Source organism: Algoriphagus marinus (assembly GCF_001936475.1).
Lineage (GTDB): Bacteria > Bacteroidota > Bacteroidia > Cytophagales > Cyclobacteriaceae > Algoriphagus > Algoriphagus marinus.
In genome coordinates, this window is sequence record NZ_MSPQ01000013.1 from 1 (window position 1) to 24,326 (window position 24,326).

Consider the following 24,326-nt stretch of genomic DNA (forward strand, 5'->3'; position numbering starts at 1 on the left):
ACATCTAAAACTATCGCTGGGTCGCTGACAGGGCTTCAATTATACTCTAAAATCTTCCCTTTTTCAATCAAACAAACCTAAGGTAGCTATCGGGAGGACCGCCACTTTTACCAAACCCGTGTTGAAGCCAGTGGTTCTTTTGTCAAGGTTAATTTTCTTATTCATTTTGTCAGTAATGCTTCAACTCTTTTAACAATGGTGTCAACTCGTCAAGTCCTTTCTTTGTAAGATAAGGCTTGTATGCTTGAAAAAATATAGCCAGCGCTTTTTCTACCTTTTGCTTGTCAGTTAGCTCAGGGAAGTAAATTAAAAATTCTTGTTGCCAGAATATGGCCAGAATATTTAACATGGCACTTAGCGCATGTGATTCTATAACCAATTCCTTTCTTGCCAATTCTTCATTTACCAGTTGTTTGTTGAGTTGCTCCCACGAATCAAATCGGATTTTTAAAAAATCACTCAAATATTTTTGCGCATCCGGAAATGAGTTAATTATTTCGCCATAGCGTTTTTGCAGAATAAAATTATATTTTAGTTGAGTTTCGAAAACAATTTTAACCTGGTAAAAATAATCGGTCAAAGCATTCATATTTGTATCTGTATGGTCGGTAAGTGCGTCATCAACCGCCTTTCCCCATTCTTCCACTAATGCATTTACTATATCACTTTTGGCGGGGAAATAGTATGTCAGATTTCCCAAACTGATTTTTATTTTTTTTGCTATATCCCGTGTGGTAACACCATCAATACCCTTTTCATTAAATAATTTGAGGGCTGTTTCCAATATATCTGCTCTTCTATTGCTCATAATGAATGTAAAGATAAAAATAAATAGGTCATTGTACTATTTTTTCAAATAAAGTACTAGCTTTGGGTCACTGACCTAATTGTAAAATTTAAAAAAAGCGAATCATGGCAAAAACAAATCAGGTAATCGAAAACAAAACCTTTGGTGATAAGTGTCAATTCTTAATTACATCAGAAGACTCAAAAGGTGAATTAATGAAATTTAAATTTTGGTGTAGGCCAGGTGGAGAAGGACCACCTTTACATTATCATCCGGTCCAAAGTGAGAGTTTCGAAGTCGTGAGTGGTGAATTGAGTGTAACCTGTGATGGAGAAAAGAGACTTTTGAAGAAGGGGGAAAAATTTACTGCCAAGGCAAATTCTGCTCATAAATGGGCGAATGAGGGTAGTGAAGAGGTAGTAGCCATTTTTGAATTTAGACCGGCACTAAGAACAGAGGATTTTCTGGAAACGTTATACGCCTTAGACGTACAAGGCAAATGCAATAAGAAAACCGGATTACCAGGCACCTTGCAGTTTTTTGCAATTTTGAACGAATATTATGGCGAGTTGTTTGTGGTTGGGCCACCAATAGCTGCTCAAAAGATTATGGCAAAAGTAGTAGGTGGATTCGCGAAACTAATTGGATATAAAGGTTTTATTCCCTTTCCGAAAAATTAATGTTGGAAAAATTTTCTTTATGCTAAATTCTTAGTTTTGTCGCAGTAACTAAAATAAAAAACATAGGTTTTTATTGTTGGAATTTCGGACTATTAATTTTCAGGCCTTTTTATCTGTCATTAGCTACGTTTAGTCTATGAAGCGTGGCATCCCGCAGGGTGCTATGATTTCATATACAGAGTTGGCAATAGTTTCACTTTCTATTTTATTCAACTTCCTTTTATTGTTCTCAGCAATCATCTTTTAGACTTATAGGTACTAATGCTTATTAATTATCAGTTGTGGTAATTGTCTTGTAAACCAGCTTCTGAAAATCAGTTCTCCAATCACGATTTAGTTTAGTAGTATTAGCGCAAGCAATAATAACTATTCCTTCATCTGGAAATACATAAAACATTGAATCAAAGCCCAAAACTCCTCCCGTATGAAAAATCATATTTATTGAATCGTTTTTAACAATATCCAAACCGTAGCCATAGTTAATATCCTTTCCCATGTCTATGTCAGTAGTATAAGGTGTCATCATTTGAGCCAAAGTCTCTTCTTTCAGTAATATATTCGATGAGAATGCTTTGTCAAGTTTCAAAAGATCCTCAACTGTTGAATACATGTTTCCTGCACCTCTTTTTAGTAGCATATTATCAAAATCAGCATTCTCTACCTTTCCATCACCTTTAACTTCGTATCCTTTCGCTCTCTGCATCAATATTCGATTGGGGTAATCTCCGCCAGAATTTATCATGCCCAATTTTTCAAATATCTCTTCTTGAATAAAAGATTCAAATGGCATATTACTAACTTTTTCTATGAGTATTGAAAGAACGAAATATCCCATATTACTATAATTCATAGTGGTGCCAGATACATATGCTAGTGGATGGTTTTTATATATTTCAAATATTTCTTCAAGTGTAAGGTCATGTTTTGGCTCCCAATCTTCCGGCTGGAATGCAAGGCCTGATGTGTGAGTCAATAATTGATGTATTGTTATATCTTTCCAAGTAATTGGAATATCAGAGATGTATGTAGCTAAATGCTCGTTAACATCGATAAGTCTTTTCTCGACAAGAATCATGACTGCAATGGCAGTGATAGGTTTGGAAATAGAGCCAATACGAAATTTTGTGTCTATAGTATTTTCTACTAATAGCTCTCTACTTGCATATCCAAAAGATTTGGAATAAATACTTTCCCCATCAATAGCAACTAGTGCATTACCGCTAAAATTTTGAATGCTTTGAAAAAAAACGTCAAATTCTTGATAATCTCTATTAGGAGGTTTTTGCTTATCACTAACATTACAAGAACAGGATATTGTAATGATTAGAGAGAAGTATATGAGTTTGTGAAAATTCATAAATTGGTTACGGCTTGTGGTCATTGTTCATTTTGCCAAATTATTGCCAACGTTTAGTATATGAAAAGTAGGCGATTTCAAAGCACAAAACTTTCGGTAAACACAAAGTTTGAAACGAACCAAAAGCCTTGATTACACGCCTATTTCACCTATTTTTTATATACATTGTTAACCTTTCGTTATTTTACTCGAATTGAGAAAGCATTATTCTAGCATCGGTATTGTCTGGATTTAACTCCAAAGACTTTTGATAAGCTCTTATTCCATTTTCAGTATCACCTAATTTCAAAAGGCATTCACCATAACTATCATAAGTATTAAATCCATTTGGATATAATTCTGTATTTAGTTTAAATATTTTTAAGGCATCCTGATTTTTTTCTTGTTCCATAAGCAAATATCCTAATCTGTTGATTTGATTTTCTGAGATATCATAGTTGGCTTTGTCATTATCCTGATTTTTAATTATTTCAATAATTTCGTCAGTAGATTTGCCAGATGATACTAATACTGATAAGTTTTTTGGTAAGGTTTCATCAACTCTTAATGCTTTTTCTTCAGACAGGTTCATATCATTTACTAAGATTAAGGAACCATCAAGTTCTTCATTAATTAATAATTGAAGCTCTTGAGCTTTTTCATATAAATTAACTACAGATTCTTTCGAAGTTTTAGTTAAAGCATGACTGTATTCTGCTAGCACCTTCATCGTTTCATATATTTCAGTATTTTGATTATTTGCGAAATTATATGCTAGTTCTTTATTATTACTATCGTAAACCGTTAACCAGAATTCTTTCATATCACTTACATCAAAAAAATTTGCTCTAAATTCAATTCTATCTTGTCTTGATAGATATATATGACCATCTATGAGTTCGTAATAATCAATAATCTTGTTTACTAAGTTTTGATTTGATAAATAATACAGCTTGCCAGTATTTATCATTTCATCATAAGTAATTCGATTTGGGTTTACATCACGGTTAACGAAGCCGAAAAAATTTTTTAGATCTAATGCCTCTGCCATACTAAGCTGCTCTTTCCAATAGAGTTTTCTAAAATAAGATATTTTAAGTAAGTCTTTTTTATATTGATAATCAATTTGCTTGAGTGCAGTTTTGTCTTTTTCAATTTCTTGAAATAGGCTTTTTAAAACCTGTTTTTCTACTTGCTTTTGTTTCCTAGATTCATTCCAAGTATTAATCTGCAGTGCAATCAGAATACCAATCACAACAAGTACAATTTCACCAATGGCATATTTAAAGTACTTTCCAGTTTTACCTTCTGAAAGCATGTTTTGTCTAATTTTTCTGAGGAATTTTATCATTTATTTAGTGGTTGGTCATAATGAAGGCTAACGTTATCGGGCTTGGCGAAGGTGGCGATTTTCACCACAAATGTTGATGAGGAGAACCAAACTTTGATTAACCACAAATGTGTCTTAGGAGCACTGAACCGCCACTTTTGCCAAACCCGTGTTAGCAGTTAGGCCTTCTTTTTTCATCATTCGTTTAGCCAATTAAATGCGTTTGAAAAATAATTGTCTGCATAATTTCTCCAGTCATGTCCGTTGAAGCCAAATTGAGCCAGTTGTCTTTGCGGTGAGCCTGGAGAGGGAATTGCTAATGCTGTTACTTGGAAATTGTCCACTATGAAAACCTTTGCAATAGGACTTGTTATTTGATTATTGTTTCCACCTAGTCCCGTAATAAAGTTGTCTTGAAAAGTGCAACCTGCTAAGTTGTCAATTTGCCCAAATGGTAAATTGCCTTGAAGGATAATTTGTCTTTCAAGGTCTTTAAGAACACCTTTGGAAGTGCAAATAATTTTTCTTACTCCATTTTGAATAAGAGTTTGAATGCCTTGTCTATTATATGTTCTCCTAATTAATTTACTGTCTTCCGAACTAATTCCGTGTCTTTCACAAGAAGAGATTGTGTCAGAAACTGCAATTTGTCTGTGAGCTAAACTTGGTAATATAAAGTTTGGATTCGGTGGCAATAAAATTGTGTCGTCAATATTGTCTCGGTATAAACCCCAAAGTCCGCTGTCAATGCTTCCATAGAAAAAACGGATTGTTCCTTCATTCTGTCTGTTTTGTTGCTTTAAAGGATTGTCTTGGTCGGTGCACTCGTATACAGGGAAGCTACCTAAAATTAGTTTGGACGCTCCGTTAATTTGTCCTTGTTGCAGATAAGGGTGTATTTCTATTTCTCCTATTGGCATATTGTCTGGGTGTGTCTTTTAGGCTGACTGCCAACGTTTTGGCGCTTGGCGCAGTGGCGGATTTCGGAGCACAAAACTGTCAATACACCACAAAAGTTGATGCGAGGTAGAATGTTTAATTAACCTCGTCACCCGCTATTGAGCCAAACTCCTGTTACCAGTAGTTGCTTTATTCATAGATATATGTTTCAATTTCTTTCAATTCATCAGCATTTGCTTTTTTTGCTAGTCTAAGTCGGACGGCAATACTGTTTGATGGAAAACGTAAAAACGATTGTAATCTTGTAATGAGAAGAGGTAACAAATAGTCTTTTCCAGAAACAAAGCGTAGGAGTTTTTTATCCTTTTCTTTAATTCGCTCTTTTATAATTTCAATTTCCGTATTAAGTCTTTCCTCGCCAAAAAAGGCAATTAGTTTTGATGATAATTCATCTTTTCTTGCGGTTACTTTTTCAGTGTTAACTATACCTGAATTTGAAATGCATAATTTAGAAACTTTAAAACCTACTGTCTGTTCTTGTGGGATGTGTTTAAAGCAAATTGCGTAAATAATAAATAGGTCTAATAATAAGTTTTCATTTTCATTAAGCCAAGAATTAAAATCAATTTTATCTTTTATTTGATCCAATTCCATTTCACATTCCTCTTCATCAGCAGTTTGACTTATAGCATTTTCACAGAAAAGATAATTCTCAACACAATATCTTGGTAAAACATAAAGTCCCTTAAGTTCAGGTGTCGCAAAATCATTCAAAATATGTAAATCTCCATCAACGATAAAGACTTTTTTACGACCATTACTTTCCTGATTTTTCCTACATTCTTCAATTACTTGCCCTCTATCACCTAGTGGAAAAACTTGCTCAATATTGAACTTTGTTCCCAAAGCTTTATTTAGGAGTTCCTTGAAAATTTTACGATACCCCTCTGCTGTATCCTCTATATAAATATCGACATCATTATATTCTTCATAAAAGAGAGACGATGCTGATTTAGCTGCGATTCCTCTGTTATGCATTTCCTTTAAGTTTATTGATTTTTACACCTTTATTTTTAAAATCACCAACTATGTCTGGTGAATGAGTTGCAAGAATAAACTGTGTTTTCTCACTAGCAGTTAATAATTTTTCAATAAATATTTCTTGCCACTTTATATGAAGTGATAATTCGGGTTCGTCAATAATTAATATATTTTCTTGAGATTCTGATGTAAATCGATTAAACATAACATTTGCAAAAAGAATTACAATTTGTCTTTCTCCAGAGGATAAAGCGTCTATTGAAACATCTCGACCATTTGGTCTCTTAATAAACAAATGACCAACTTGATCAATATAAATTTTCTTGCCAGTATCTTTTATGAAGGAATTTATGATGTCAACAAACTTGGTAATTGGTCTAAATGCCTTGCTGGTTTTATTATTGTAATCATCAATAATTTCAACTAATGCAGCTAATTTATCTACTTGTGATCGATTTATAAGCCACTCAATACTAATACCAGTTTTTTCAGTTTCTAATGGTTTGATACTATCAATTAAGGTTTCAAGTTTCTCAAAAAAGGGTTTTAATTTTTGGACAAAAGCATTATTATCATACCCAATCTTTCTCAAAGTATCTTCTATTTCCTGCTGTCTTGAAAGCAGATTGCGCTTTTCGTTGTAGTTATCCAAATTGGCAATATCCTTTTTGGGGTCAAATGTTATATAGTCAAAATAACTCAATAATATTTGTTTTTGGATTGCAGAAGTATATCCATCTTCAATTTTCTTAATCCTTTTATACATTGCTTGAACAAGAAATTCTGTTTCCAAAAGGCTCACCCCAAGAGTGCCTTTATATTGCCTTCTATATTGAGAGATTTCGTGTCTAGATTTGTTCATAAACATTCTTCTCTCCATCAGGAAATCATCTTTGTCAGATTGTGATTCATCTATTCGCCTTTCAAGGCCAATAAAAATAGGTGAAGGTAGCTCTTGAATAAAGTCCATTACTGGATGTGGCGATATGCTTTTAAGAATGTAATCGTTAGTTTCAATGCCTTCTTTTTGTTTAAACTGAATATATTCAAACTCTTCTAGTTTTCTCTTGTCGATTTTTAAAGGTTCGTCAATATTGCTTACACTTACAGAAATTATACTTTTCTCGGTTTTTACAACAATTTTATACTCGATATTAGAATAAAGAATGTCAAGTTCAAGTTTTTCGAAGGGAATTGAAATTAAGTCCTTAATGTTAGGGCAAAGGATTGCTTGAAGCAAAATGATTGCGGTAGTCTTTCCGGAACCATTAACTCCTGTCACAATTGACAAATCGTTATTAAATTCAACGTTTATATTCAAATAGTCGTGAACTTTATTTCCTTCAAATCTTAATATTCTCATTTTGTTTTTTTTATTTGATGTCTGTTTATGTGTCTATGTTGCAATTACTGGTAACGTTTGTGTTTCTGCAACAACATTCGTAAGGCATCCATATAAGCATGCATTGCGAAGGTAGTTGCGGGTATATTTGATTTATCTTTAGTCATCCAAGTTCAACTGATCCAAGGGACTTACGATTTGATCAAATCCCTTAGTTGTAATATGAGTTATCCCGATAGCTATCGGGACAGTTGTTTTACTACTCTCATGGCCAAGCAGACTTTGGATATATCTCAAATCTGTTCCATGCTCCAAGAGATGGGTCGCAAAGGAGTGGCGTAAGGTATGTGCTGTAACATTTTTGGATATCCCAGCTTTTTTAACTGACTCTTTGAGAAAGGACTGAATGCTCCTGGATGTATAGGGTACGGGTAGTTGGCGTGTGCTTGTCTGCCCTTCAAACAAATACTCATGAGGTTTATAAGCCCGCATATATTCCCTGAGTAGCTTAAGGTTTTTATGAGATAGCAGCGTGTACCGATCTTTTTTTCCTTTCGACTGCACCACACGAATCTGCATGCGTTGGGAATCGATGTGTGCGATCTTTAGATTGATTAATTCACTGATTCGTAATCCTGCTGAATAGATCGTCATTAAAATCGTCCGATGTTTTAGGTTTTCGGTGGATCTGAATATACTAACTATTTCTTCTTCACTACATACCTGAGGTAGAATTTTTTCCCGCTGAGGTCTATCAATGTTATAAAATTTTCTTGAACCCCCTTTTACTTTTTCAAAATAAAACTTGATTGCATTGATTGCCTGGTTTTGGTAGGAGGCTGACACTTTACGGAGTGTTACCAAATACCTCGAAAAATCCATCACCTCCTTATCTGTGAGTTCATCTAGATCTTGATGTGGGAAGTAATTTATAAATTCGGTAAATAATGCAGTGTAAGTTTTGATCGTCTGTGGGCTATATCTTCGCTCTTCTAACTTGTGAATATATTCTTCGGGACATTTTTTATAGGTATCAAATAGCTTAGTGCTGGCTTTGGGTACCACTCCGCTTTTCTCCTCTTGCTCAAATTTCCACCTTAGCCCAAGTTCCACAATTTTCTTTTTTATTTCTTCCTCAAACTGCTCCGAATAGGGTATCGTCCACCATTTATTTTTACTGTCCCAGTGGTGATAGGGAATAGTCTTGATATGCTTGATCAGCTCCGTCAGGTATCCAAAAATCAATTTAATCCTACCTGAATTGGTTCGGATCATCAATACTTGATCTTTTTGAATTGTGGGATGACCTGATAGATTGATTGGAATTTCCTCGGATTTGGTGATGGAATGCACACGATCTCCAAAATAGGCGATGAGCCTTTCTAAATTCCCTGGATAATGGGGAATCTCCCAAAGAAAGTTTTGTTTATTCCATCTTACATAGGGAATAGTTCTAACTAGAGAAATGTCCTCCTCATTTTTCGGCATTTTGAGTAGAATTTTTCTACCAATGACCTGGATTGAAATCAAGTTTTCGCCCATATTTCTAAAAAAATTAAACATGCGGATATCGCTCTATTTAAAGGGTATCCGCAACTCTACTAAATGTAAGGTTTAATTAGTTAAAAAAATAGTAAAAACTTTTGTTCTAAAGAATTGCTGCAAATTGTTCGCTTTAACCCGGCTTGCAGGATTATCATTAAAGACAAACTTGGAAAAAATTAAGCATAAAACAGGACCTAATTTGTTCCGATCGTCCCCGACTGTATTGACCAGCTTATTGTAGTCAGCCGAATCCATTCCTTTGCTAAATCGGTCAAGGATTCACTTTTACTGATTCAAGTCTTAAGAGGAAAGGGGATAAGGCTTAGTTAGACTTTCCTATTCGTAAAATGTACCCATTGGAATTGTTGATGTTGTCTTTTTCAATCAAAGCGAGAATATCTCCACTCGGCAATTGTTTCAAAGTCCGGATTCTTCCTGTAATAGGTAATCCCTCAGTAATACCTGTTTCCCGGTTGAATTTTAATAATCTTCGGAAAGCCAAGGACGGAACCAGAAATTGATCGTTCCATGCAGGAATTGAGCTGTTTTTAACCAATAATAAACTAGAGGGAGCGATTGCCCTTCCTCCGTCATTGGTGGGCACAGTCCAGTAGTGTTCAGGTAAAATAGTAAAGGTGGCTGCAGAATCTTTTGAGATCATCGATACGGGTAATCCACTGTAATCAATGCCATAGGTAAATAAAGGCCAGCCATAATTTCCTCCTTTTTGGATAATATTAAACTCGTCTCCTCCTTTGGGACCGTGCTCGGCAGCGAATAAAGTTTGAGTGTCTTGGTCATAAACTAGACCTTGTGCATCTCGATGACCATAGCTCCAAATCGAGATCGGTTCACTGTATCCTTCCAAAATAGGATTGTCCGCAGGAATACTTCCATCATCCATCAGCCTATGAATCTTTCCCCAATCTTCCTTTAAATCCTGAGAAACCAGAACAGGGTTTGATACAGTGCTGATATTGGAGTTTCCGATATTTAAAAATAAGTGCTTGTCATCCTGCCAGGCGATTCTAGTTCCATTTCCATAATACCCTGAAGTACGGGTTTCAAAAAGTGGTTCTATTTCTGTGATGTTTTCATTCTCGAATTTAAATCGGATCAGCTTGAGTCTGGAGTTTTCTGAAAAATAGGCGACATAGACCCAAGGGATATGAGGGTAGCTTGGATGAAAACTGATATCCATCAATCCACCATTAATGATGAAGGGCAATCCAGGATCTCCGAAAGTCTGAACTGCCGGTAGTCCTTTGATTTCAGCTAAAACCCCATTTTTGAAATGGTATAAAATGCCTACTCTATCGGTAATTAAATATTCGTTGTCGTTTAAAATTGCCAGCCCAAAAGGGATTTTAAATCCCCTGACTAGGGTATCTGATGAAAACTGGTCATCACTCATTGGATAGGGAGAGTCCACAGGCATAAGTTGCTGATTTTGACAGCTGATCACGAAAAAGATCATCAGGAAACCTAAAAATCCCAATCCCTTTTTTCGTAAATGAATCAATAAAAAATTCAGCATGCTCACCTTATTTTGACGAAAACCAATTTTTAGAATTTACAATGATCCTGATAAAATTGCAATTCAGGTCTTTTGTGCTTCAGGTTTTTCAGAATAAAATAATTCCTTAGCTCGTCGATTTAAGAAGGATTTGTAATTGAATAGTGATTTTTTTCTCCCGATTTTGATTCAATTAGTTTCGTTCATCCCCGCCGCCGGTATTCACTAGCTCATTGTAATCTTCCATATCCATTCCTTTGCTGAATCGACGAAGGTTGTAGGAAAAGCTCAGCATAAAGTACCTGCTGAGTACATTGGTCTGCGTATCCTCGATATAGATATCGGTAATATTTCTTCGCACGTTGGCATTTTGTCCCAAGAGATCATAGACATTCAAGGAGATTTCACCACGCTGATTTTTGAATATTTTCTTTCCGATACTCATATTCATCAAGAGAAAATCGTTGTCAAATCCTGCAGATAATCCGCTATTGATTTGATGATTCAGATCCAAACGATAGATTAATCCTTCCCAGATGATCCAGCTCAGATTAAGTCGGGTTCGTTGGTTGAAAAATTTATTGTCCAAAGCTGGATTCAGGGTATTCGTCACATTGTTCCAAGAAAATCGCGTCGAAATATTGAAGTCGATTTGATCGCTGATGTTGCTGCCAATGGAGAGACCAGTGCTGATCCGGTTGGAATTGTTGAAGCTCAATTCATTATTGACTTGTCCAGGGCGCTTGTTATAGCTTAATCCACCGTAGACATTCAGGTTGGATTTGATAAAGCCAAGTGGCATTCCATAACTCACCCAAGATCTGAAATCCTGAAATCCATCCAAATTCACAGGACGGAAAAGTTGCGAGCCTTTTTCTAAGATTATTCCTCCCGGAAGCTCAGTTGGTTCTTCTGCGATAAATGAGCTGTTGGCAATGGTATTTGCCACAATTCTTGATTGAGCAAAAACAAACCAAGATCTATCGGTATCTGGATTTCTGGTTCTGAATCTGAATCGAATTCGGTTGGAATAGGACTGATCCAAGTTTGGGTTACCGGTTCGAAGTTGGAGCGGATTCGAGTTGTCAATCGCAGTTTGCAACTGTTGTACAGAAGGGGCGTCTACATTCGTATCGTAGTCGATTTCCAAATTGGTAAACTCAGAAAACTGATAATCAAATCGAACGGTAGGCAAGAAGCTTTTGAAAGTCCGCTCTAATTCAAATGGTGCAGGGAAGATCTGACTGTTATCCAGTCTGGCGTGCTGGAATTGACCTTCTACTTGAAATTGCATTTTTTCCAACTTGTACTGATAGCCCAGTTCAATTTCTTGAGTCAGGTATTTACTTCCAAAGGAGTTACTCAGGGCGGTGTCTAATTCTACATTGGTCAGATCCTCGCTTTGGATATCAAAAGTCAACTGGTCTGAATTATCAAGACGATTTCCGATTTGATACTCCAATTCCATTTGTCCGTTCTTTCCCAAAGGCTCCGTGTAGGAAATTCCGGTCTCCCAAGAATTCCCATCCCGATCACGCGTAATTTGTTGATTGATAACCTCCACTCGCTCCGTGGGTTGGAAAAAGGTATTATCTGCTCTTCGAATGGCAACATCGCGATTCCAGCTATTTGAGGTTCTCAACCTTACGGTCAAGCTTCGGCCTTCCTTGTCAAACTTATGACCGTAATAGATACGATTGAAAATATCGTAGTCCTTATTGTTTGCAGCCCGGGTATTTTCAGTTCGGTTTAGAGGGCCGTCAAGGTTGACACTTTCACCGATAAATGAGGAGTTTTCCTTATCAAAGGCCGCTGAGAATCTCGGACGAAAAATGATTCTGTTTTTCGCATCGATTTGATATTCCAATCGCATATCAAAGCGGTGATCCTGATTGGTTCGAGTTTCACGACTATCTTCGGTATAAGTTTGTCCTTCCTGTGTGCTCGTCACAAATTCCCGGTAGAGGGACTCGATGCCTACATTTTTTCGGTTTCTGAATAAGTAGCTACCTGAGACCTTTACTTTTTCTCCCCATTCATCTGAAAAATTCAATCCTAGGATATTGGTGTCAATGACTCCATTTTGAGGATTGGAATTGTCCTGTGCATTTGGGTCGGCAGAGAAGTCCAGCAAGTTGATATTGTTAGTCAGACCTGTAAATGTGATCCGCTGATCTTCATTAAATGCATTGATACTTGCTCCGGCCAGGTAGCGCTCATCTGATCCGTAGCCAGCAGTAATCCTTCCAAATTGGCCTTTGCGGCGATTGGGTTTGGTGATGATGTTGATCGTTTTTTGTCGCTGACCATCATCAAATCCACTCAATAGCGCTTGATCACTTTTCTGATCAAATATTTCAATACTTAGAATTACTTCGGCCGGCAGGTTTTGCAAGGCTGTTTTCACATCTCCTCCAAAAAATGGCTTTCCATCTACTAATATTTGGGTGATGTTTTCACCTTGGGCTTGGAGTGCTCCATCCACCATCAAAACACCGGGAAGCTTTTCTACCAATATTTGCGCACTGGCATCTTTCATCGTTTTGAAAGCGTCAGCATTATACATCGTCGTGTCACTTTTCTGTGTTCCGGTCGATCTTCGGGCTGAGATAGTGACTTCATTGAGATCAGTAGCGGTCTCACGGATCATGACATTTCCCAAGTCAAGATCTCCTTGAAGCTGGATATTTCGGAATAGGTTTTCATAGCCCAAATACTGGACTTTCATCAAGTATTCACCTTCTTTGATGTTTTCAAGGATGAAATTTCCATCCAAATCTGAGATCATGCCATCTACTTGTAGGGAGTCAGAAAAATTCAACAATAAGATTGTGGCATTAGGAATGCTTTCTTTTGAGGCTGCATCCATGATTCTCCCTTTGATGGAAAAGTTTTGGGCTTGAGCAGTAAGAAAAGCACTAAAAAATATGAAAAGAAAAAGATAATACTTCATTTTAGTGGTGTTGGCTAGTCGATCGTTGGTTTAGAAAGTTATTTTTACCCTTTCAAGACAAAGGAACGATGAATTGTTTCTGAATTGAATGAGAATTGGCTAAGCGGTTATTTCGAGCATTGAAAAGGAAATATGCTACATGAATCTTTTTTGCTGCTTTTAATTCATACAGAATACTTTAATCCAATGTGAGTTTAGCTTTTGGTGCAAAGCCTTGAAATTCTGTGTTTAATGCTTTGTTTTCAATTTTCCGACAAGCTCTGTCAGTCAAAGTGTTAATTTTTAGATCATACTAATGTTTATTAAAGCAACATTTATATCTTAGCTGACGTAAAAGAAAAGGCTATGGAAAATCAAGAGAAAATCAGTATTACGACTAAAACTTTGGCATCGGGAAACTGTCAAGTGAAATTTTTTATCGAGAACGAAGCGAAGCCCCAATACGGCTATCTTCTTGTCAGCGAGCCCAAACCAGTTGGTGAGATTATCGATGAAATCAAACAGCGAATGGAACGTCGAAAATCCAGTACATTGAGCATGAATCCTTACTTGCCTATTCCTCAAGTTCAGGAGGATCATAATTTTTATCTTTTTTCAGCATGAACTATCTAGCTTCCAACCTCCGTTTTTTGCGAAAGCAAAAGTCAATAACCCAAAATGATCTTGCAGATCAATTGGATGTACAACGCACCATGATTTCGGCTTACGAAGATGGGCGGTCTGAGCCAAAATTGGCTACGCTTCAAAAGCTTTGCGATATCCTGGAGGTAGGTTTGGAGGAGTTGATGTACCATGATATTGAAAACAAGGGAAGGAAAGCCATTCAAAAGCGGGGGATAAATATTCTTACGATCGCTACGAATGAAGACGACAAGGAAAATATTACGCTGGTAGGCCAAAAAGCCTCTGCAGGATATCTAAACGGGTATGCCGATCCGGAGTATATGGAGCAACTGCCCCAGTTTAATCTTCCCAGTTTATCCCGACAAAGCACCTATAGAGCTTTTGAATTGGCCGGGGACTCTATGTTGCCATTGATACCGGGTACGATTGTCATTGGTTCCTATGTGGAGCAGTTAAACCAAATCAAAAGTGGCAGAACCTATATCCTAGTCACTCAAACTGAAGGAGTGGTGTATAAGCGTGTGTTCAACTATCTGGCAGATAATGGCAAGCTATTTTTAGCTTCAGATAATGAACACTACAAGCCTTATGAAGTAAAAGGAGAAGATGTGCTGGAAGTTTGGGAAGCAAAGGCTTTTATAAGCAGTGATTTCCCTAATCCGGGCGACAAGAAAAAAGCCCTTACTCTGGAAGATTTAGGCGATATGATCCAAGATATTAAAGCGGATTTGAGACGGATTAAAGGTTAATCATGAATCAGGCTTGCATTTGTCGCTATCCCATTTACAAAAGTCTGTCCTTCCCAACTTTGGCCTTGGTCATATGATCCGAAGGTAAATCCGTATTGATTGGTATCACCATAAACATTGAAAGCAGTGCTGTACAGGTAAGTGCCATTATATTCCCCAGTGCCTTCACCTACTTTTTGGTCAAAGTAATAGTACTCGAAATTGAAGTAATTACCGTTTTGGCTAATCAAAAAATATCCAGATCGAATACCGTTTTCCCAAACCCACCATTTGCCGGAGTAATTAAATTCTGCGCTGATTGGAGGAACTTCTTCTTCTAATTCCAGACTATTGTAGATTTCTGTTCCTGTAGGATTACTTTCTCTTAGCCGTTGGATTTCCTCTTGGTTGAATTGTTCATCTTCTTCTACAGCCGTTATGTTTGATTCTATGGGCAGATTCTCCTGATTGTTGTTATCAGGCAGGGAAGCAATGATAATAATCACCACAAAAATCCCAAGTACCCATAGGTAGTTTTTCGCCCACCAACTTTTTGGTTGAGGAGGAGGTAAAATAACTTTCTTCTTTTCTGGCTCTTTTTTGACTGGAGGGATGATCTTTTCCAGGGAAGCAATCAACTTTTCCACATCACTTCTCCATCTAGGGATAGTAAGTTCTGCCCATTGATAATCAGCAAGGGACTTGATATTATCGGGGAGTTGACTTGCTGTAAGCTTCTTTGCATCCTTTACCAGCACAGGGATGACGCGGGTGTCTTCCATTTCGAGTGCCAAAGCGACTTCTTTTCTCACCCAGTCATCTTCCTTGAAAAGGCGGAGATTTCCTTCTTCATCTTTTACCTCAGTCCAAGTCTCTCCAATCAAAACCAAAACGACCGCACTTTGACGGATTGTTTTTTCAATCGCCTTTGCAAAATTCAACCCGGGCTCAAGTGTTTCGATATCAAAGAAGACATTTTCTTCGCCGAAAACATCTTCCAGATTTTCCTTGAGACGACTAGCTTCGCTTTGCGTATCACTTTGGCGATAACTAATAAAAATTTTATTCTTACCCATAAAAAAACCTGATTTTAAACTAGTTAAAGTTAAAAAAATCAGGTTAAGATTTGCAAATGCAGTGCTTTTATTCCTTCAAAAGTATTTCAAATCCTTCCTTGATCTTGCCAACGGCATCGTATGAAGAATCAATGTTTTCTACTCCTTTTCCAAGTTCATGCCAATAGCCATCTCCACAATTGATATAGCTGCCACGCTTTTTACCCGGTTCCTCTTTTGCCAGATCATAATGATAATCCGGAGTATAAATTGTTTTGACTAGCTGAATAGCATAGTCCCAGTTAAGATTTCGTGATTCATTTCCTGTGGTAAAAATCACCTCCCGATTGCTGAAATGTACGGTGAGGGAGCAATCCTTGACAGAGTCATTTTCTACCCATCGGTATTTTACAGTCAATGGCAATTCCTTTTTATTCGTCTCATAGATTGCCTGAATAAGATTTTGAGCGAGTATCAGCCAACCTTCCTGATCTGCAGGCACCTTGGCTTTCCCTGTTTTTCCGGATTCAATAGGCGAAATGGTGATTCCTGCTTCCGAAAGGGATTTGCCGGACCACTTAGCAGAGGAGTAAAACTTGGAAATCACATCCGTCCAGACTGCGTCAATTTCACCTTTAAATGAAAAATCATCATCCATGGTGAAACCCTCATCAAAGATTTCTTCATCACTAAGTTCTTCCCGATCAGTATAATGCAAGTCCAATTCGATTTTTAGAGGCTTGGAATTCAAGTCTACAGCGATTCTGAAAACGTGGCTATGAGGAGGAGGGATGATTCCTGAATCGTATTCGATTACTATGCCGTTGGTGGGAGTATTGTTCTTAGTCATGCCTGATTCTTTCCGCAAAAGTAAGTTTTTTGAAGCAATTTAATTTTTAAAGCGAAAAGGCAGTTTTAAGTCTTTCCCTATTTCAATGCTATTTCTATCAAAACCGGGCTCGAGTTTACTGAAAAAGCGCACTTCGAAAAACTTGGTGGGCCAAAGAAAAGTGTTGGATTATTTGAGAAACCGTATCGTTCGATTGGAAGTCCAACTGAGTTTTTTTTGAGTTTCCCGTCTCCATCCTCGTCATGAAAAAGTGAGATTGCGTATTTTCCGGGAGAAAGATCCTCAATAACTACAGAAGCTGAAAAGTTTTTAACCGGAATGCTCAATGATTTTACCGCTTTCTTGATTTCTTCGGGGAAACCATCCGGACTTTTGAAAATCAAAACCTGAATAATTCCCTTGTTAGCGTTGATATTCACAACATTTAAATTAAGCTGTGCCTGTGCATTATTCAAAAAAAGGATAGATGCAAAACATGTTATTAACAAGAGTTTCATAGGCTTTGAACTGTTTTATTTCGGTCAAGCTTTCCGCTTGGAGTTCGGGTAAAACGGTTTACGAAAAATATCTCCTTTGGATTTTCAAATCGGTTCAACTCAGCCTTCAATTTATCTTTTAAATCGCCTAATGAGTTACTATCCAATTCCGTTCCCTCAATGAGCAATATTACTTTTTCACCAAGTTTTTCATCTTTGATTCCCGCAAAGAAAAATTGAGAATCTGGCAGAAACTTTTCAATAATTCCTGAAGCTTTGGCTTCCAGAATTTCCGGATGAATTTTCACTCCTCCTGAGTTGATCACAAAATCCACTCTCCCAAGCCACTGGAAAGTGTTTTTGGAAAGTAAAATCACCTGATCATTTGTTTGGACTGGCAAAGGGCCCGACATCGGTGACTTGATCCAGAGGGCTTCTCTTTCATCCACTCCGATCACAACTCCCGGCAAAGTCCGGTAGGTCATGTGTTCTGCCGTAATTTTAGCTAGGGCGATGTGGGAGACTGTTTCGGTCATTCCGTAAGTCTGAAAGGCATGAATTCCGCTTTTAACAATTCGGGCTTTTAAATTTTCCGAAAGCGGAGCACCTCCTATGATGAGATTTTTTACTTTTTGAAGTTGTTCAAGCGATCCTTTCTCACTTAAACTTTGCTCCACTTGCAAAGGGACCATTGCCAGAAAATCTGGAGTTTCAGATATTTCAGACATAGGATTTGAACTGGCTTCGACTAATTCGATTTCACTTTCCCAGACCATGGCTCTGACAAGCATCATCTTTCCGGCGATGTATTCGGGATTGAGACAACAACCCATTTTTGTGTTTTCCCCGGTCCCGAAAAAACCTTTTGTAGCCAAGGCACTTGCGATCATTTGACTTCGCTCTAAGCGGATGATTTTTGGAGTTCCGGTTGAACCAGAGGTTTTTTGTTGAAAAAAATCTTTTCCTTCCAACCAATCTCTGCAAAATTCAAATGCAGATCTGGCAAAATCAGGTAGATCCGATGGCTGATGCTTAAAGTCAGCAACGGTAGAAAAGGTCTGATTTTGAAATTTGAGTTGGAACATGGGGGAGTAAAAGTCTTAATCCTTTTTCAAAGGTACTAGTCAATCAACAAATTCCAGCGAAGGCTGTTATCTTGCCAAAAATTACCATTTGCTATCAATTTTACTATTATGGACTGGATCACTGCAAAAGAATACGAAGATATCACTTACAAAAAATGCAACGGAGTAGCCCGGATTGCTTTCAACCGACCAGAGGTTCGCAATGCATTTCGCCCAAAGACCACTTCAGAACTTTACGACGCTTTTTACGATGCTCAGGAAGACACTTCTATTGGAGTGGTTTTGCTTTCCGGTGAGGGACCTTCCAAAAAAGATGGGGGTTGGGCTTTTTGCTCAGGCGGTGATCAGAAAGCAAGAGGAGATCAAGGTTACGTGGGAGAAGATGGGTACCACCGATTGAATATCCTGGAAGTACAGCGCTTGATTCGCTTTATGCCCAAAGTGGTGATTGCGGTAGTTCCAGGTTGGGCAGTAGGAGGAGGACATTCCCTTCATGTAGTTTGCGATTTGACGCTGGCGAGCAAGGAGCATGCGATCTTCAAGCAAACGGATGCTGATGTGACCAGCTTCGATGGAGGATATGGTTCGGCCTATTTAGCAAAGATGGTCGGACAGAAGAAAGCTCGTGAGATATTCTTCTTGGGAAGAAATTATTCCGCACAGGATGCCTATGAAATGGGAATGGTAAACGCCGTAATTCCTCATGATGAATTGGAAGCCACGGCTTATGAATGGGCTCAGGAGATTTTGGCCAAGTCCCCAACTTCCATCAAGATGTTGAAGTTTGCGATGAACCTGACGGATGACGGAATGGTTGGTCAGCAGGTATTTGCGGGAGAAGCAACTCGTTTAGCCTATGGCACCGAAGAAGCTAAAGAAGGTAGGAATGCCTTTTTGGAAAAGCGAAAGCCGAATTTCGGAGCGAATAAGTGGATTCCGTAGGGAAGATCTTAGTAGAGAGACGTTAGTAGCTAGATACTAAAAGATGGGAGAATAGGAGGTTTTGCGCTAAAAATAAAGGATTGTGGTTTACGAGAAAAATACTGAGAAAGTAATCACTCTCGTTCTGGCATCCAAAATCTATTTTCTAAGATCTTAAATCTAACTACTAACGTCTTAATACTTTTTTCTACTCAATCGCCTGATAAACCATTTGCCTCATTTTTTGATCGTAAAATCCGCTAAAAGGGGCGGTTTGAGTCATCATGATAGAGATCAGATTTTCTTTAGGGTCTATAAAGAAGTAGGTACAATAAGCACCACTCCAATAATAAGTACCCTCAGATCCTAATGATTTTGCATCTGCCACATCGGTCATCACTCCAAAACCAAACCCGAAACCTTGACCGGGTGCCTTATAAAGCCCATTGGTCTGATCCATAGTCATGATTTCGACGGTCTTTGGGCTGAGGTATTGCTTTCCATTCCATTCGCCTCCATTGAGGAGCATTTGCGCAAATTTGGCATAATCGGCCGCAGTACTGAATAGCGCATTTGCACCGGCAAAAACTTTATTTCCTGAAGTAGGAGTTTGATTCGGGGCTTTGATCAGTTTGCCATCTTCATTGTAGGTATGCAGCGTTGCCATTCTACTTGCTTGTGCTTCATTGAGATTATATCCCGTGTCTTTCATACCCAGTGGATCAAATAACCTTTGCTGTAAAAAGGCTGCTGTAGTCATTCCTGAAAATCTTTCAATCAGTAGAGAAAGTACATCAGGAGAAGCAGAGTAGTACCATTGCTTCCCTGGTTGACCGATCAGGGGCATGGTTACCATTGTTTTTATTCTACTTTCAATATTCTCATGCGTGGGACTATAAATAGCATTTCTGATTTCTTCCTCCAGTTTTCCGGCAGCTATGCCATGAGAAAGTCCGGAAGTATGACTTAAGAGCATAGCCATAGTTATTTTGGATTCTGCAGGAACAGTTCCTCCGGCTATGCCTTTGCTTGGATCTACAGCCACTTTCAGGTCTTTAAACCAAGGTAAATACTTCTCTACAGGATCATTGAGGAAGAAATGCCCTTCTTCATAAAGCATCATGAATGCAGCAGTGACGATTGGCTTGGTCATGGATTGGATATAGAAAATCTGATCAGATTTCATATTTGACTTAGATTCAAGATCTGAGTAACCTATCGTTTTCTCATGTGCTTTTTCGCCATTTTTATAGATCAGGGTTACCGCTCCGGCAAGCCTTCCTTGATCCACTTCATTTTGGAGGTAGGTATCATACCGAGCTATTCTTTCTTGGGAAATAGCCGAGGTGGCATGATGTTTTTCTGCCATAGTCTGGGCAAAAGCGCCAGTATTGAGCAGAAAAAGGGAAATAAATAAAACTTTGAAGTACGATTTGATCATTATTTTGGGATTATTGTTTAATCAAAAATTGGTCATTTTGCCTGAATTTAATTCCCTTTTGGTTCTTTTTCCTAATTTGATAAGATGAAACATCTCGAAACCTCCTACCAAACCCATGATGGTAAGAAACTCTACCTCCAAGCTTGGATGACAGAATCTCCAAAAGCTAGCCTACTCCTGGTTCATGGCCTGGGAGAGCATAGCAGTCGCTACATGCACTTGGTTGAAAAGCTAGTCGAATTGGGGGTTTCAGTCTTTACCTTCGATGGGAGAGGTCATGGAAAGTCAGCGAATGGGAAGCCAGATGCGTTTTTTGAATCGTATCAAGATTACCTCAAGGATATTGATGCGCTCTTTGGAAAAGTGAAAAGCTATGTGCCGGGGGTGCCAGCATTTTTATATGGGCACAGTATGGGAGGAGGATTGGTAGCTGCTTATGTATTAGATTTTAAACCTGAGGCTGCTGGGGTGATTTTGAGTTCGCCGGCAATCAAGGAAGCGGAAGGCACCTCAAAAATTTTGATTGCAGTAGGAGGGATAATCAGTAAGTTTTTCCCCCGATTCAAAGCCTTGAAATTAGATGCCTCAAAAATTTCAAGAATTCCGGCTGAAGTAGAAAAATACCTGAGTGACCCCTTAATTTACACCGATCCGATTCCCGCTAGAACAGGAAACGAATTATTAGTCATGATGCAAAGCATTCAAGAGAATGGAAGAGAATTTGAGCTTCCAATGCTGCTAATCCACGGTTCTGCTGATGGCTTAACTAATCCCAAAGGCTCCGAAATGTTGGCTGAAAAAGCGAGATCTAAGGATAAAACAATCAAGATTTTTCCAGGGGGCTACCATGAATTGATCAATGATTCGGATCGAGAAGAGGTGATGGATTTGATAGTGGATTGGATAAAGGATAGAATTTAAATTTCGGCTAAAAGACCTTCCACATCCAATTGCCTAGTGTACATCATGATGCTTCCGTCCGAATTCACAGGCCATTCTGCTTTTGGTCTATCCCAATACAATTCAACGCCATTTTCATCTGGATCATCTAAATAGATTGCTTCGGAAACTCCGTGATCTGCAGCGCCAGTAAGTGGATATTTTGCGTCAATCAATCTTTGCAGCAAAACTGCCAAGTCTCTTCTTGTTGGAAGTAAGATGGCGGTATGAAATAATCCTGCAGTGTTCTTTGGGGCAGGTTTACCTCCTTTGCTTTGCCAGGTATTCAATCCAATATGATGATGATATCCCCCTGCAGAAATAAATGCGGCGTCTTTTCCATACATGGTAACCAACTCAAACCCCAATAAGCCCAGATAAAAATCCAATGATTTTTGGATGTCTGTGACTTTCAAATGAATGTGACCAATCCTAGTGGCGGAAGGGATAGTATAACTGGGTAATTCCATAATCAGAAGGTATTGAGTGATGCAGCTACCATAGAACTACATAGAAATTTTTGTCCACTAATTAAATTTTTTAATCGCTCAAATTCAATTTACCAGTTCGGCTTTATTCCAGGCGCATAAGGAAACTGTAAGCTTTTGTAATACTCTAAATCACCGCTAGGCTGCTCAATTTCACTTGGAAATGGAAGTTTGGAAAAGGTCTGAAAGTAAAGCAAGCAGGCATTTCTCCACCAGACTGCTTCCGTTTCTTGGATTGCCAGCAGTTGATTGACGTGATCCCAGCGTTCTGGATCAATTACAGATTCCAAACTCTTCCAAGTTTGTTGCATTTCCCGGACAGACTTTACCCCTCGATCGTAATGATTAGCTAAGCCATTCCAAAGCGTATTGCCGTCTTTTAATTTAAAATCCCAAGGCACATGATGGAACCAAAGCAAGTACTTCTCCGGAATTTGATGAGGATCTGACCATTCATTTTCTATTTCAGAAGCATATTGGGCTAGCGCATCAGTACCTGAACTCGTTCTGTCAAAACCAATTCCTAAGCTATCTGCCCGATGATAATAGAGCGAGGTCCAATCCGCTCTTCCGCCTGTCACCCAAGGCGCAGGGCCATAGTGGTGACTTCTGCCCATGATATGGTGCAAGCCAAGCGGAGTCATGTAATCAACGGCTGCCTCATGCGATTGAAGCATTATTTGGCTGATTTTCTCCACCATAACTTGGTTTTGACCGAAGGTCAATTTAATCCATTCGTTGGCGATTTCTGCAGAATTGATTTCCGGATTCCAGGCTTGTCTTCCGAAGGCATACCAATTGGCTTGACCAAACAGATGTCCAGTCCAATTGCGATCTGTCCCGATATTAGAAACCCCGGCCATCAAGGTGATTGCTTTTTCACTTACAGGGCTTTCAATGACTGATGAAACTGTTGAATTGGCTTTTGGGGTGAAGGTTTGAGATTTCAGTACTTCCTCCCACATAGGCGCTAGAAACACTAATTGCGTGGCTTGTCCAAGGTATTCCTGTGTGATTTGGAATTCCATTCCTACTTGAGTTTTTTTCAATGCTCCAAAAAGCGGATGGAAGGGTTCTCTTGGCTGAAAATCGATTGCTCCATTTTTCACTTGAAGGATCACATTATTCATGAATTTCCCATCCAAGGGTTCGAATTCAATATTGGCCTGCTTGTGACGGTCTTCGTCCACTTCATGGGAATAAACAAATGCGCGCCAGATCAAAAGCCCCTGATGCGAAGCCAAAGCAGCTGCAAGCATGTTGGCACCATCGGCGTGATTTCTTCCATATTCATGAGGTCCGGGCTGGCCTTCGGAATTGGCCTTGACTAAGAATCCACCAAAGTCCGGGATGTAGGAATAAATCTCATCTGTTTTCTTTTGCCAGAAATCCTTGACCTTCGGATCGAGTGGGTCGGCAGTCTCCAAACCGCCAATTTCCATAGGAGCAGAGAATCTCGCAGTAAGAAAAACCTTGATCCCATAAGGCCGAAAAAGGTCTGCCAAAACCTTTACTTTTTTCATAAAGTCAGTGGTCAAGACAATAGCTTTTGCATTGACATTTGTGACTGAAACGGCATTGATTCCTAGCGATGCATTTGCCCTAGCATACTCAATGTAGCGCGGATCGACGTAGCCCGGAAGCTTGTGCCAATCCCAAATGGAAGCACCGGCATAGCCTCGTTCGACAGTCTTATCTAAGTTGTCCCAGTGGTTGAGCATACGAAGTTTAACCTTCGGATAATCAGATATTAAAAGACTTTTATCAAAAGTTTCAGTTTGAATGCTTTTCATCAAATTATACACTCCATACAAAACTCCTACTGGTCTATTACCTATGATTGCATAGTGTGTTTTTCCATTTACTTCAACAGGTCCCATCCAGTATCCGTCTTCTCCTAAGGCTTTGATTTCGACTTGCTCAGTCATTGAAAGAAACTGGCTCATTTGTGTTCTGGTACCCAACCAAAATTGTGCTTTCGTTTTATCTGAAGTATTGAAGGTCGGAGCCTCCAGGATCATTTTTTGACAGGCTAAATTCAGCTCATTTCGGATGACTTGATAGGTGGGATCTTCCCCAAAAATGAATACACCTGACATCAAATCAGCCATATCTTTTTTGATTGTTGGATTAGTTATAGGCTGATAATCGAGCCAAAGCTTATAGCCATCATTTGAAAATGAGGGAAAGAAAATTGCTATCCAGAGTAAAAACGAGAATAAGATTTTCATTGAAATTGATTTTGGAAGGAAGTTGGAAAAGAATTTTCAGTATTTCAAATAAGCACTA

21 protein-coding genes are annotated in these 24,326 nt (G+C 38.5%); 5 read left to right on the forward strand and 16 right to left on the reverse strand.

The window, feature by feature from the left end:
• Nucleotides 1-169: 169 nt before the first annotated feature.
• Entirely contained in the window at nt 170-808 is a 639-nt protein-coding gene (locus tag BVC88_RS17460; protein WP_075352016.1) for a TetR/AcrR family transcriptional regulator, read from the reverse strand.
• Nucleotides 809-912: 104 nt separating this feature from the next.
• Here BVC88_RS17460 and BVC88_RS17465 point away from each other — a divergent pair, with 104 nt between their 5' ends.
• On the forward strand, nt 913-1,467 hold the full coding sequence (locus BVC88_RS17465) for a cupin domain-containing protein (protein WP_075352017.1): 555 nt from the start codon (nt 913-915) through the stop codon (nt 1,465-1,467).
• A gap of 268 nt (nt 1,468-1,735) precedes the next feature.
• Here the strand turns inward: BVC88_RS17465 and BVC88_RS17470 are convergent, their stop codons facing one another.
• The 8 genes from BVC88_RS17470 to BVC88_RS17510 form a co-directional block, all read right to left on the reverse strand.
• The gene (locus BVC88_RS17470) at nt 1,736-2,824 is read right to left on the reverse strand and encodes a serine hydrolase domain-containing protein (protein ID WP_175574443.1); all 1,089 of its coding nucleotides are present in this window, start codon (nt 2,822-2,824) and stop codon (nt 1,736-1,738) included.
• Nucleotides 2,825-3,008: 184 nt separating this feature from the next.
• The gene (locus BVC88_RS17475; protein WP_139316598.1) at nt 3,009-4,154 is read right to left on the reverse strand and encodes a DUF6090 family protein; all 1,146 of its coding nucleotides are present in this window, start codon (nt 4,152-4,154) and stop codon (nt 3,009-3,011) included.
• 176 nt (nt 4,155-4,330) lie between these two features.
• Nucleotides 4,331-5,053 carry a uracil-DNA glycosylase family protein gene (locus tag BVC88_RS17480; protein WP_075352020.1) on the reverse strand — a complete coding sequence of 241 codons (723 nt, stop codon included), beginning with the start codon at nt 5,051-5,053 and terminating at the stop codon, nt 4,331-4,333.
• Between the two features lie 169 nt (nt 5,054-5,222).
• Nucleotides 5,223-6,071 (reverse strand): DUF4435 domain-containing protein, encoded by an 849-nt coding sequence (locus tag BVC88_RS17485; protein WP_075352021.1) that lies wholly within the window; start codon nt 6,069-6,071, stop codon nt 5,223-5,225.
• Nucleotides 6,064-7,437, reverse strand: coding sequence for an AAA family ATPase (locus tag BVC88_RS17490; RefSeq protein ID WP_083639143.1), 1,374 nt, complete (start codon nt 7,435-7,437; stop codon nt 6,064-6,066). The genes BVC88_RS17485 and BVC88_RS17490 overlap by 8 nt, the downstream gene beginning before the upstream one ends.
• Before the next feature lie 138 nt (nt 7,438-7,575).
• Nucleotides 7,576-8,904 (reverse strand): tyrosine-type recombinase/integrase, encoded by a 1,329-nt coding sequence (locus BVC88_RS17495; RefSeq protein WP_245803673.1) that lies wholly within the window; start codon nt 8,902-8,904, stop codon nt 7,576-7,578.
• Between the two features lie 379 nt (nt 8,905-9,283).
• A complete protein-coding gene (locus tag BVC88_RS17505) occupies nt 9,284-10,498 on the reverse strand; it encodes a PQQ-dependent sugar dehydrogenase (RefSeq protein ID WP_075352024.1) in 1,215 nt (404 codons plus the stop codon).
• A 172-nt stretch (nt 10,499-10,670) separates the two neighbouring features.
• Nucleotides 10,671-13,430, reverse strand: a complete 2,760-nt coding sequence (locus BVC88_RS17510; protein ID WP_075352025.1) for an outer membrane beta-barrel protein — start codon at nt 13,428-13,430, stop codon at nt 10,671-10,673.
• 345 nt (nt 13,431-13,775) lie between these two features.
• Here BVC88_RS17510 and BVC88_RS17515 point away from each other — a divergent pair, with 345 nt between their 5' ends.
• Together BVC88_RS17515 and BVC88_RS17520 are read left to right on the forward strand one after the other, a co-directional pair.
• Nucleotides 13,776-14,033, forward strand: coding sequence for a hypothetical protein (locus BVC88_RS17515; protein ID WP_075352026.1), 258 nt, complete (start codon nt 13,776-13,778; stop codon nt 14,031-14,033).
• On the forward strand, nt 14,030-14,803 hold the full coding sequence (locus BVC88_RS17520; protein WP_075352027.1) for an XRE family transcriptional regulator: 774 nt from the start codon (nt 14,030-14,032) through the stop codon (nt 14,801-14,803). Before BVC88_RS17515 ends, BVC88_RS17520 begins: the two co-directional genes overlap by 4 nt.
• Here the strand turns inward: BVC88_RS17520 and BVC88_RS17525 are convergent.
• From BVC88_RS17525 to BVC88_RS17540, 4 genes are all read right to left on the reverse strand, one after another.
• Nucleotides 14,800-15,858, reverse strand: a complete 1,059-nt coding sequence (locus tag BVC88_RS17525) for a toll/interleukin-1 receptor domain-containing protein (RefSeq protein ID WP_075352028.1) — start codon at nt 15,856-15,858, stop codon at nt 14,800-14,802. The two genes, BVC88_RS17520 and BVC88_RS17525, sit on opposite strands and share 4 nt — an antisense overlap.
• 67 nt (nt 15,859-15,925) lie before the next feature.
• The gene (locus BVC88_RS17530) at nt 15,926-16,687 is read right to left on the reverse strand and encodes a hypothetical protein (protein ID WP_075352029.1); all 762 of its coding nucleotides are present in this window, start codon (nt 16,685-16,687) and stop codon (nt 15,926-15,928) included.
• A 77-nt stretch (nt 16,688-16,764) separates the two neighbouring features.
• Entirely contained in the window at nt 16,765-17,184 is a 420-nt protein-coding gene (locus tag BVC88_RS17535; RefSeq protein ID WP_075352030.1) for a DUF2141 domain-containing protein, read from the reverse strand.
• A complete protein-coding gene (locus BVC88_RS17540) occupies nt 17,181-18,248 on the reverse strand; it encodes an AMP-binding protein (protein ID WP_075352031.1) in 1,068 nt (355 codons plus the stop codon). Before BVC88_RS17540 ends, BVC88_RS17535 begins: the two co-directional genes overlap by 4 nt.
• Nucleotides 18,249-18,356: 108 nt before the next feature.
• Between BVC88_RS17540 and BVC88_RS17545 the strand changes: the two genes are divergently transcribed.
• Nucleotides 18,357-19,190: a 1,4-dihydroxy-2-naphthoyl-CoA synthase gene (locus BVC88_RS17545; RefSeq protein WP_075352032.1), complete on the forward strand. Its 834-nt coding sequence runs from the start codon at nt 18,357-18,359 to the stop codon at nt 19,188-19,190.
• 187 nt (nt 19,191-19,377) lie between these two features.
• Here BVC88_RS17545 and BVC88_RS17550 read toward each other — a convergent pair whose 3' ends face one another.
• Nucleotides 19,378-20,610 carry a serine hydrolase domain-containing protein gene (locus BVC88_RS17550; RefSeq protein WP_075352033.1) on the reverse strand — a complete coding sequence of 411 codons (1,233 nt, stop codon included), beginning with the start codon at nt 20,608-20,610 and terminating at the stop codon, nt 19,378-19,380.
• 84 nt (nt 20,611-20,694) lie between these two features.
• Here BVC88_RS17550 and BVC88_RS17555 point away from each other — a divergent pair, with 84 nt between their 5' ends.
• Complete coding sequence (locus BVC88_RS17555; RefSeq protein WP_075352034.1) at nt 20,695-21,531, forward strand: alpha/beta hydrolase; 837 nt, start codon at nt 20,695-20,697, stop codon at nt 21,529-21,531.
• Here BVC88_RS17555 and BVC88_RS17560 read toward each other — a convergent pair.
• Nucleotides 21,528-22,019 (reverse strand): VOC family protein, encoded by a 492-nt coding sequence (locus BVC88_RS17560; protein WP_075352035.1) that lies wholly within the window; start codon nt 22,017-22,019, stop codon nt 21,528-21,530. The genes BVC88_RS17555 and BVC88_RS17560 overlap by 4 nt on opposite strands.
• 89 nt (nt 22,020-22,108) lie before the next feature.
• Nucleotides 22,109-24,268, reverse strand: coding sequence for an alpha-glucuronidase family glycosyl hydrolase (locus tag BVC88_RS17565; protein WP_075352036.1), 2,160 nt, complete (start codon nt 24,266-24,268; stop codon nt 22,109-22,111).
• Nucleotides 24,269-24,326: the final 58 nt, after the last annotated feature.

Bases quoted from the DNA above. Each gene is read 5' to 3' on its own strand.
- BVC88_RS17485 (WP_075352021.1), bottom strand. From the start codon at position 6,071: ATGCATAACAGAGGAATCGCAGCTAAATCAGCATCGTCTCTCTTTTAT.
- BVC88_RS17550 (WP_075352033.1), bottom strand. From the start codon at position 20,610: ATGATCAAATCGTACTTCAAAGTTTTATTTATTTCCCTTTTTCTGCTC.
- BVC88_RS17530 (WP_075352029.1), bottom strand. From the start codon at position 16,687: ATGACTAAGAACAATACTCCCACCAACGGCATAGTAATCGAATACGAT.
- BVC88_RS17520 (WP_075352027.1), top strand. From the start codon at position 14,030: ATGAACTATCTAGCTTCCAACCTCCGTTTTTTGCGAAAGCAAAAGTCA.
- BVC88_RS17515 (WP_075352026.1), top strand. From the start codon at position 13,776: ATGGAAAATCAAGAGAAAATCAGTATTACGACTAAAACTTTGGCATCG.
- BVC88_RS17475 (WP_139316598.1), bottom strand. From the start codon at position 4,154: ATGATAAAATTCCTCAGAAAAATTAGACAAAACATGCTTTCAGAAGGT.
- BVC88_RS17540 (WP_075352031.1), bottom strand. From the start codon at position 18,248: ATGTTCCAACTCAAATTTCAAAATCAGACCTTTTCTACCGTTGCTGAC.
- BVC88_RS17470 (WP_175574443.1), bottom strand. From the start codon at position 2,824: ATGAATTTTCACAAACTCATATACTTCTCTCTAATCATTACAATATCC.
- BVC88_RS17480 (WP_075352020.1), bottom strand. From the start codon at position 5,053: ATGCCAATAGGAGAAATAGAAATACACCCTTATCTGCAACAAGGACAA.
- BVC88_RS17495 (WP_245803673.1), bottom strand. From the start codon at position 8,904: ATGCCGAAAAATGAGGAGGACATTTCTCTAGTTAGAACTATTCCCTAT.
- BVC88_RS17465 (WP_075352017.1), top strand. From the start codon at position 913: ATGGCAAAAACAAATCAGGTAATCGAAAACAAAACCTTTGGTGATAAG.
- BVC88_RS17560 (WP_075352035.1), bottom strand. From the start codon at position 22,019: ATGGAATTACCCAGTTATACTATCCCTTCCGCCACTAGGATTGGTCAC.
- BVC88_RS17545 (WP_075352032.1), top strand. From the start codon at position 18,357: ATGGACTGGATCACTGCAAAAGAATACGAAGATATCACTTACAAAAAA.
- BVC88_RS17535 (WP_075352030.1), bottom strand. From the start codon at position 17,184: ATGAAACTCTTGTTAATAACATGTTTTGCATCTATCCTTTTTTTGAAT.
- BVC88_RS17510 (WP_075352025.1), bottom strand. From the start codon at position 13,430: ATGAAGTATTATCTTTTTCTTTTCATATTTTTTAGTGCTTTTCTTACT.
- BVC88_RS17505 (WP_075352024.1), bottom strand. From the start codon at position 10,498: ATGCTGAATTTTTTATTGATTCATTTACGAAAAAAGGGATTGGGATTT.
- BVC88_RS17565 (WP_075352036.1), bottom strand. From the start codon at position 24,268: ATGAAAATCTTATTCTCGTTTTTACTCTGGATAGCAATTTTCTTTCCC.
- BVC88_RS17555 (WP_075352034.1), top strand. From the start codon at position 20,695: ATGAAACATCTCGAAACCTCCTACCAAACCCATGATGGTAAGAAACTC.
- BVC88_RS17490 (WP_083639143.1), bottom strand. From the start codon at position 7,437: ATGAGAATATTAAGATTTGAAGGAAATAAAGTTCACGACTATTTGAAT.
- BVC88_RS17525 (WP_075352028.1), bottom strand. From the start codon at position 15,858: ATGGGTAAGAATAAAATTTTTATTAGTTATCGCCAAAGTGATACGCAA.
- BVC88_RS17460 (WP_075352016.1), bottom strand. From the start codon at position 808: ATGAGCAATAGAAGAGCAGATATATTGGAAACAGCCCTCAAATTATTT.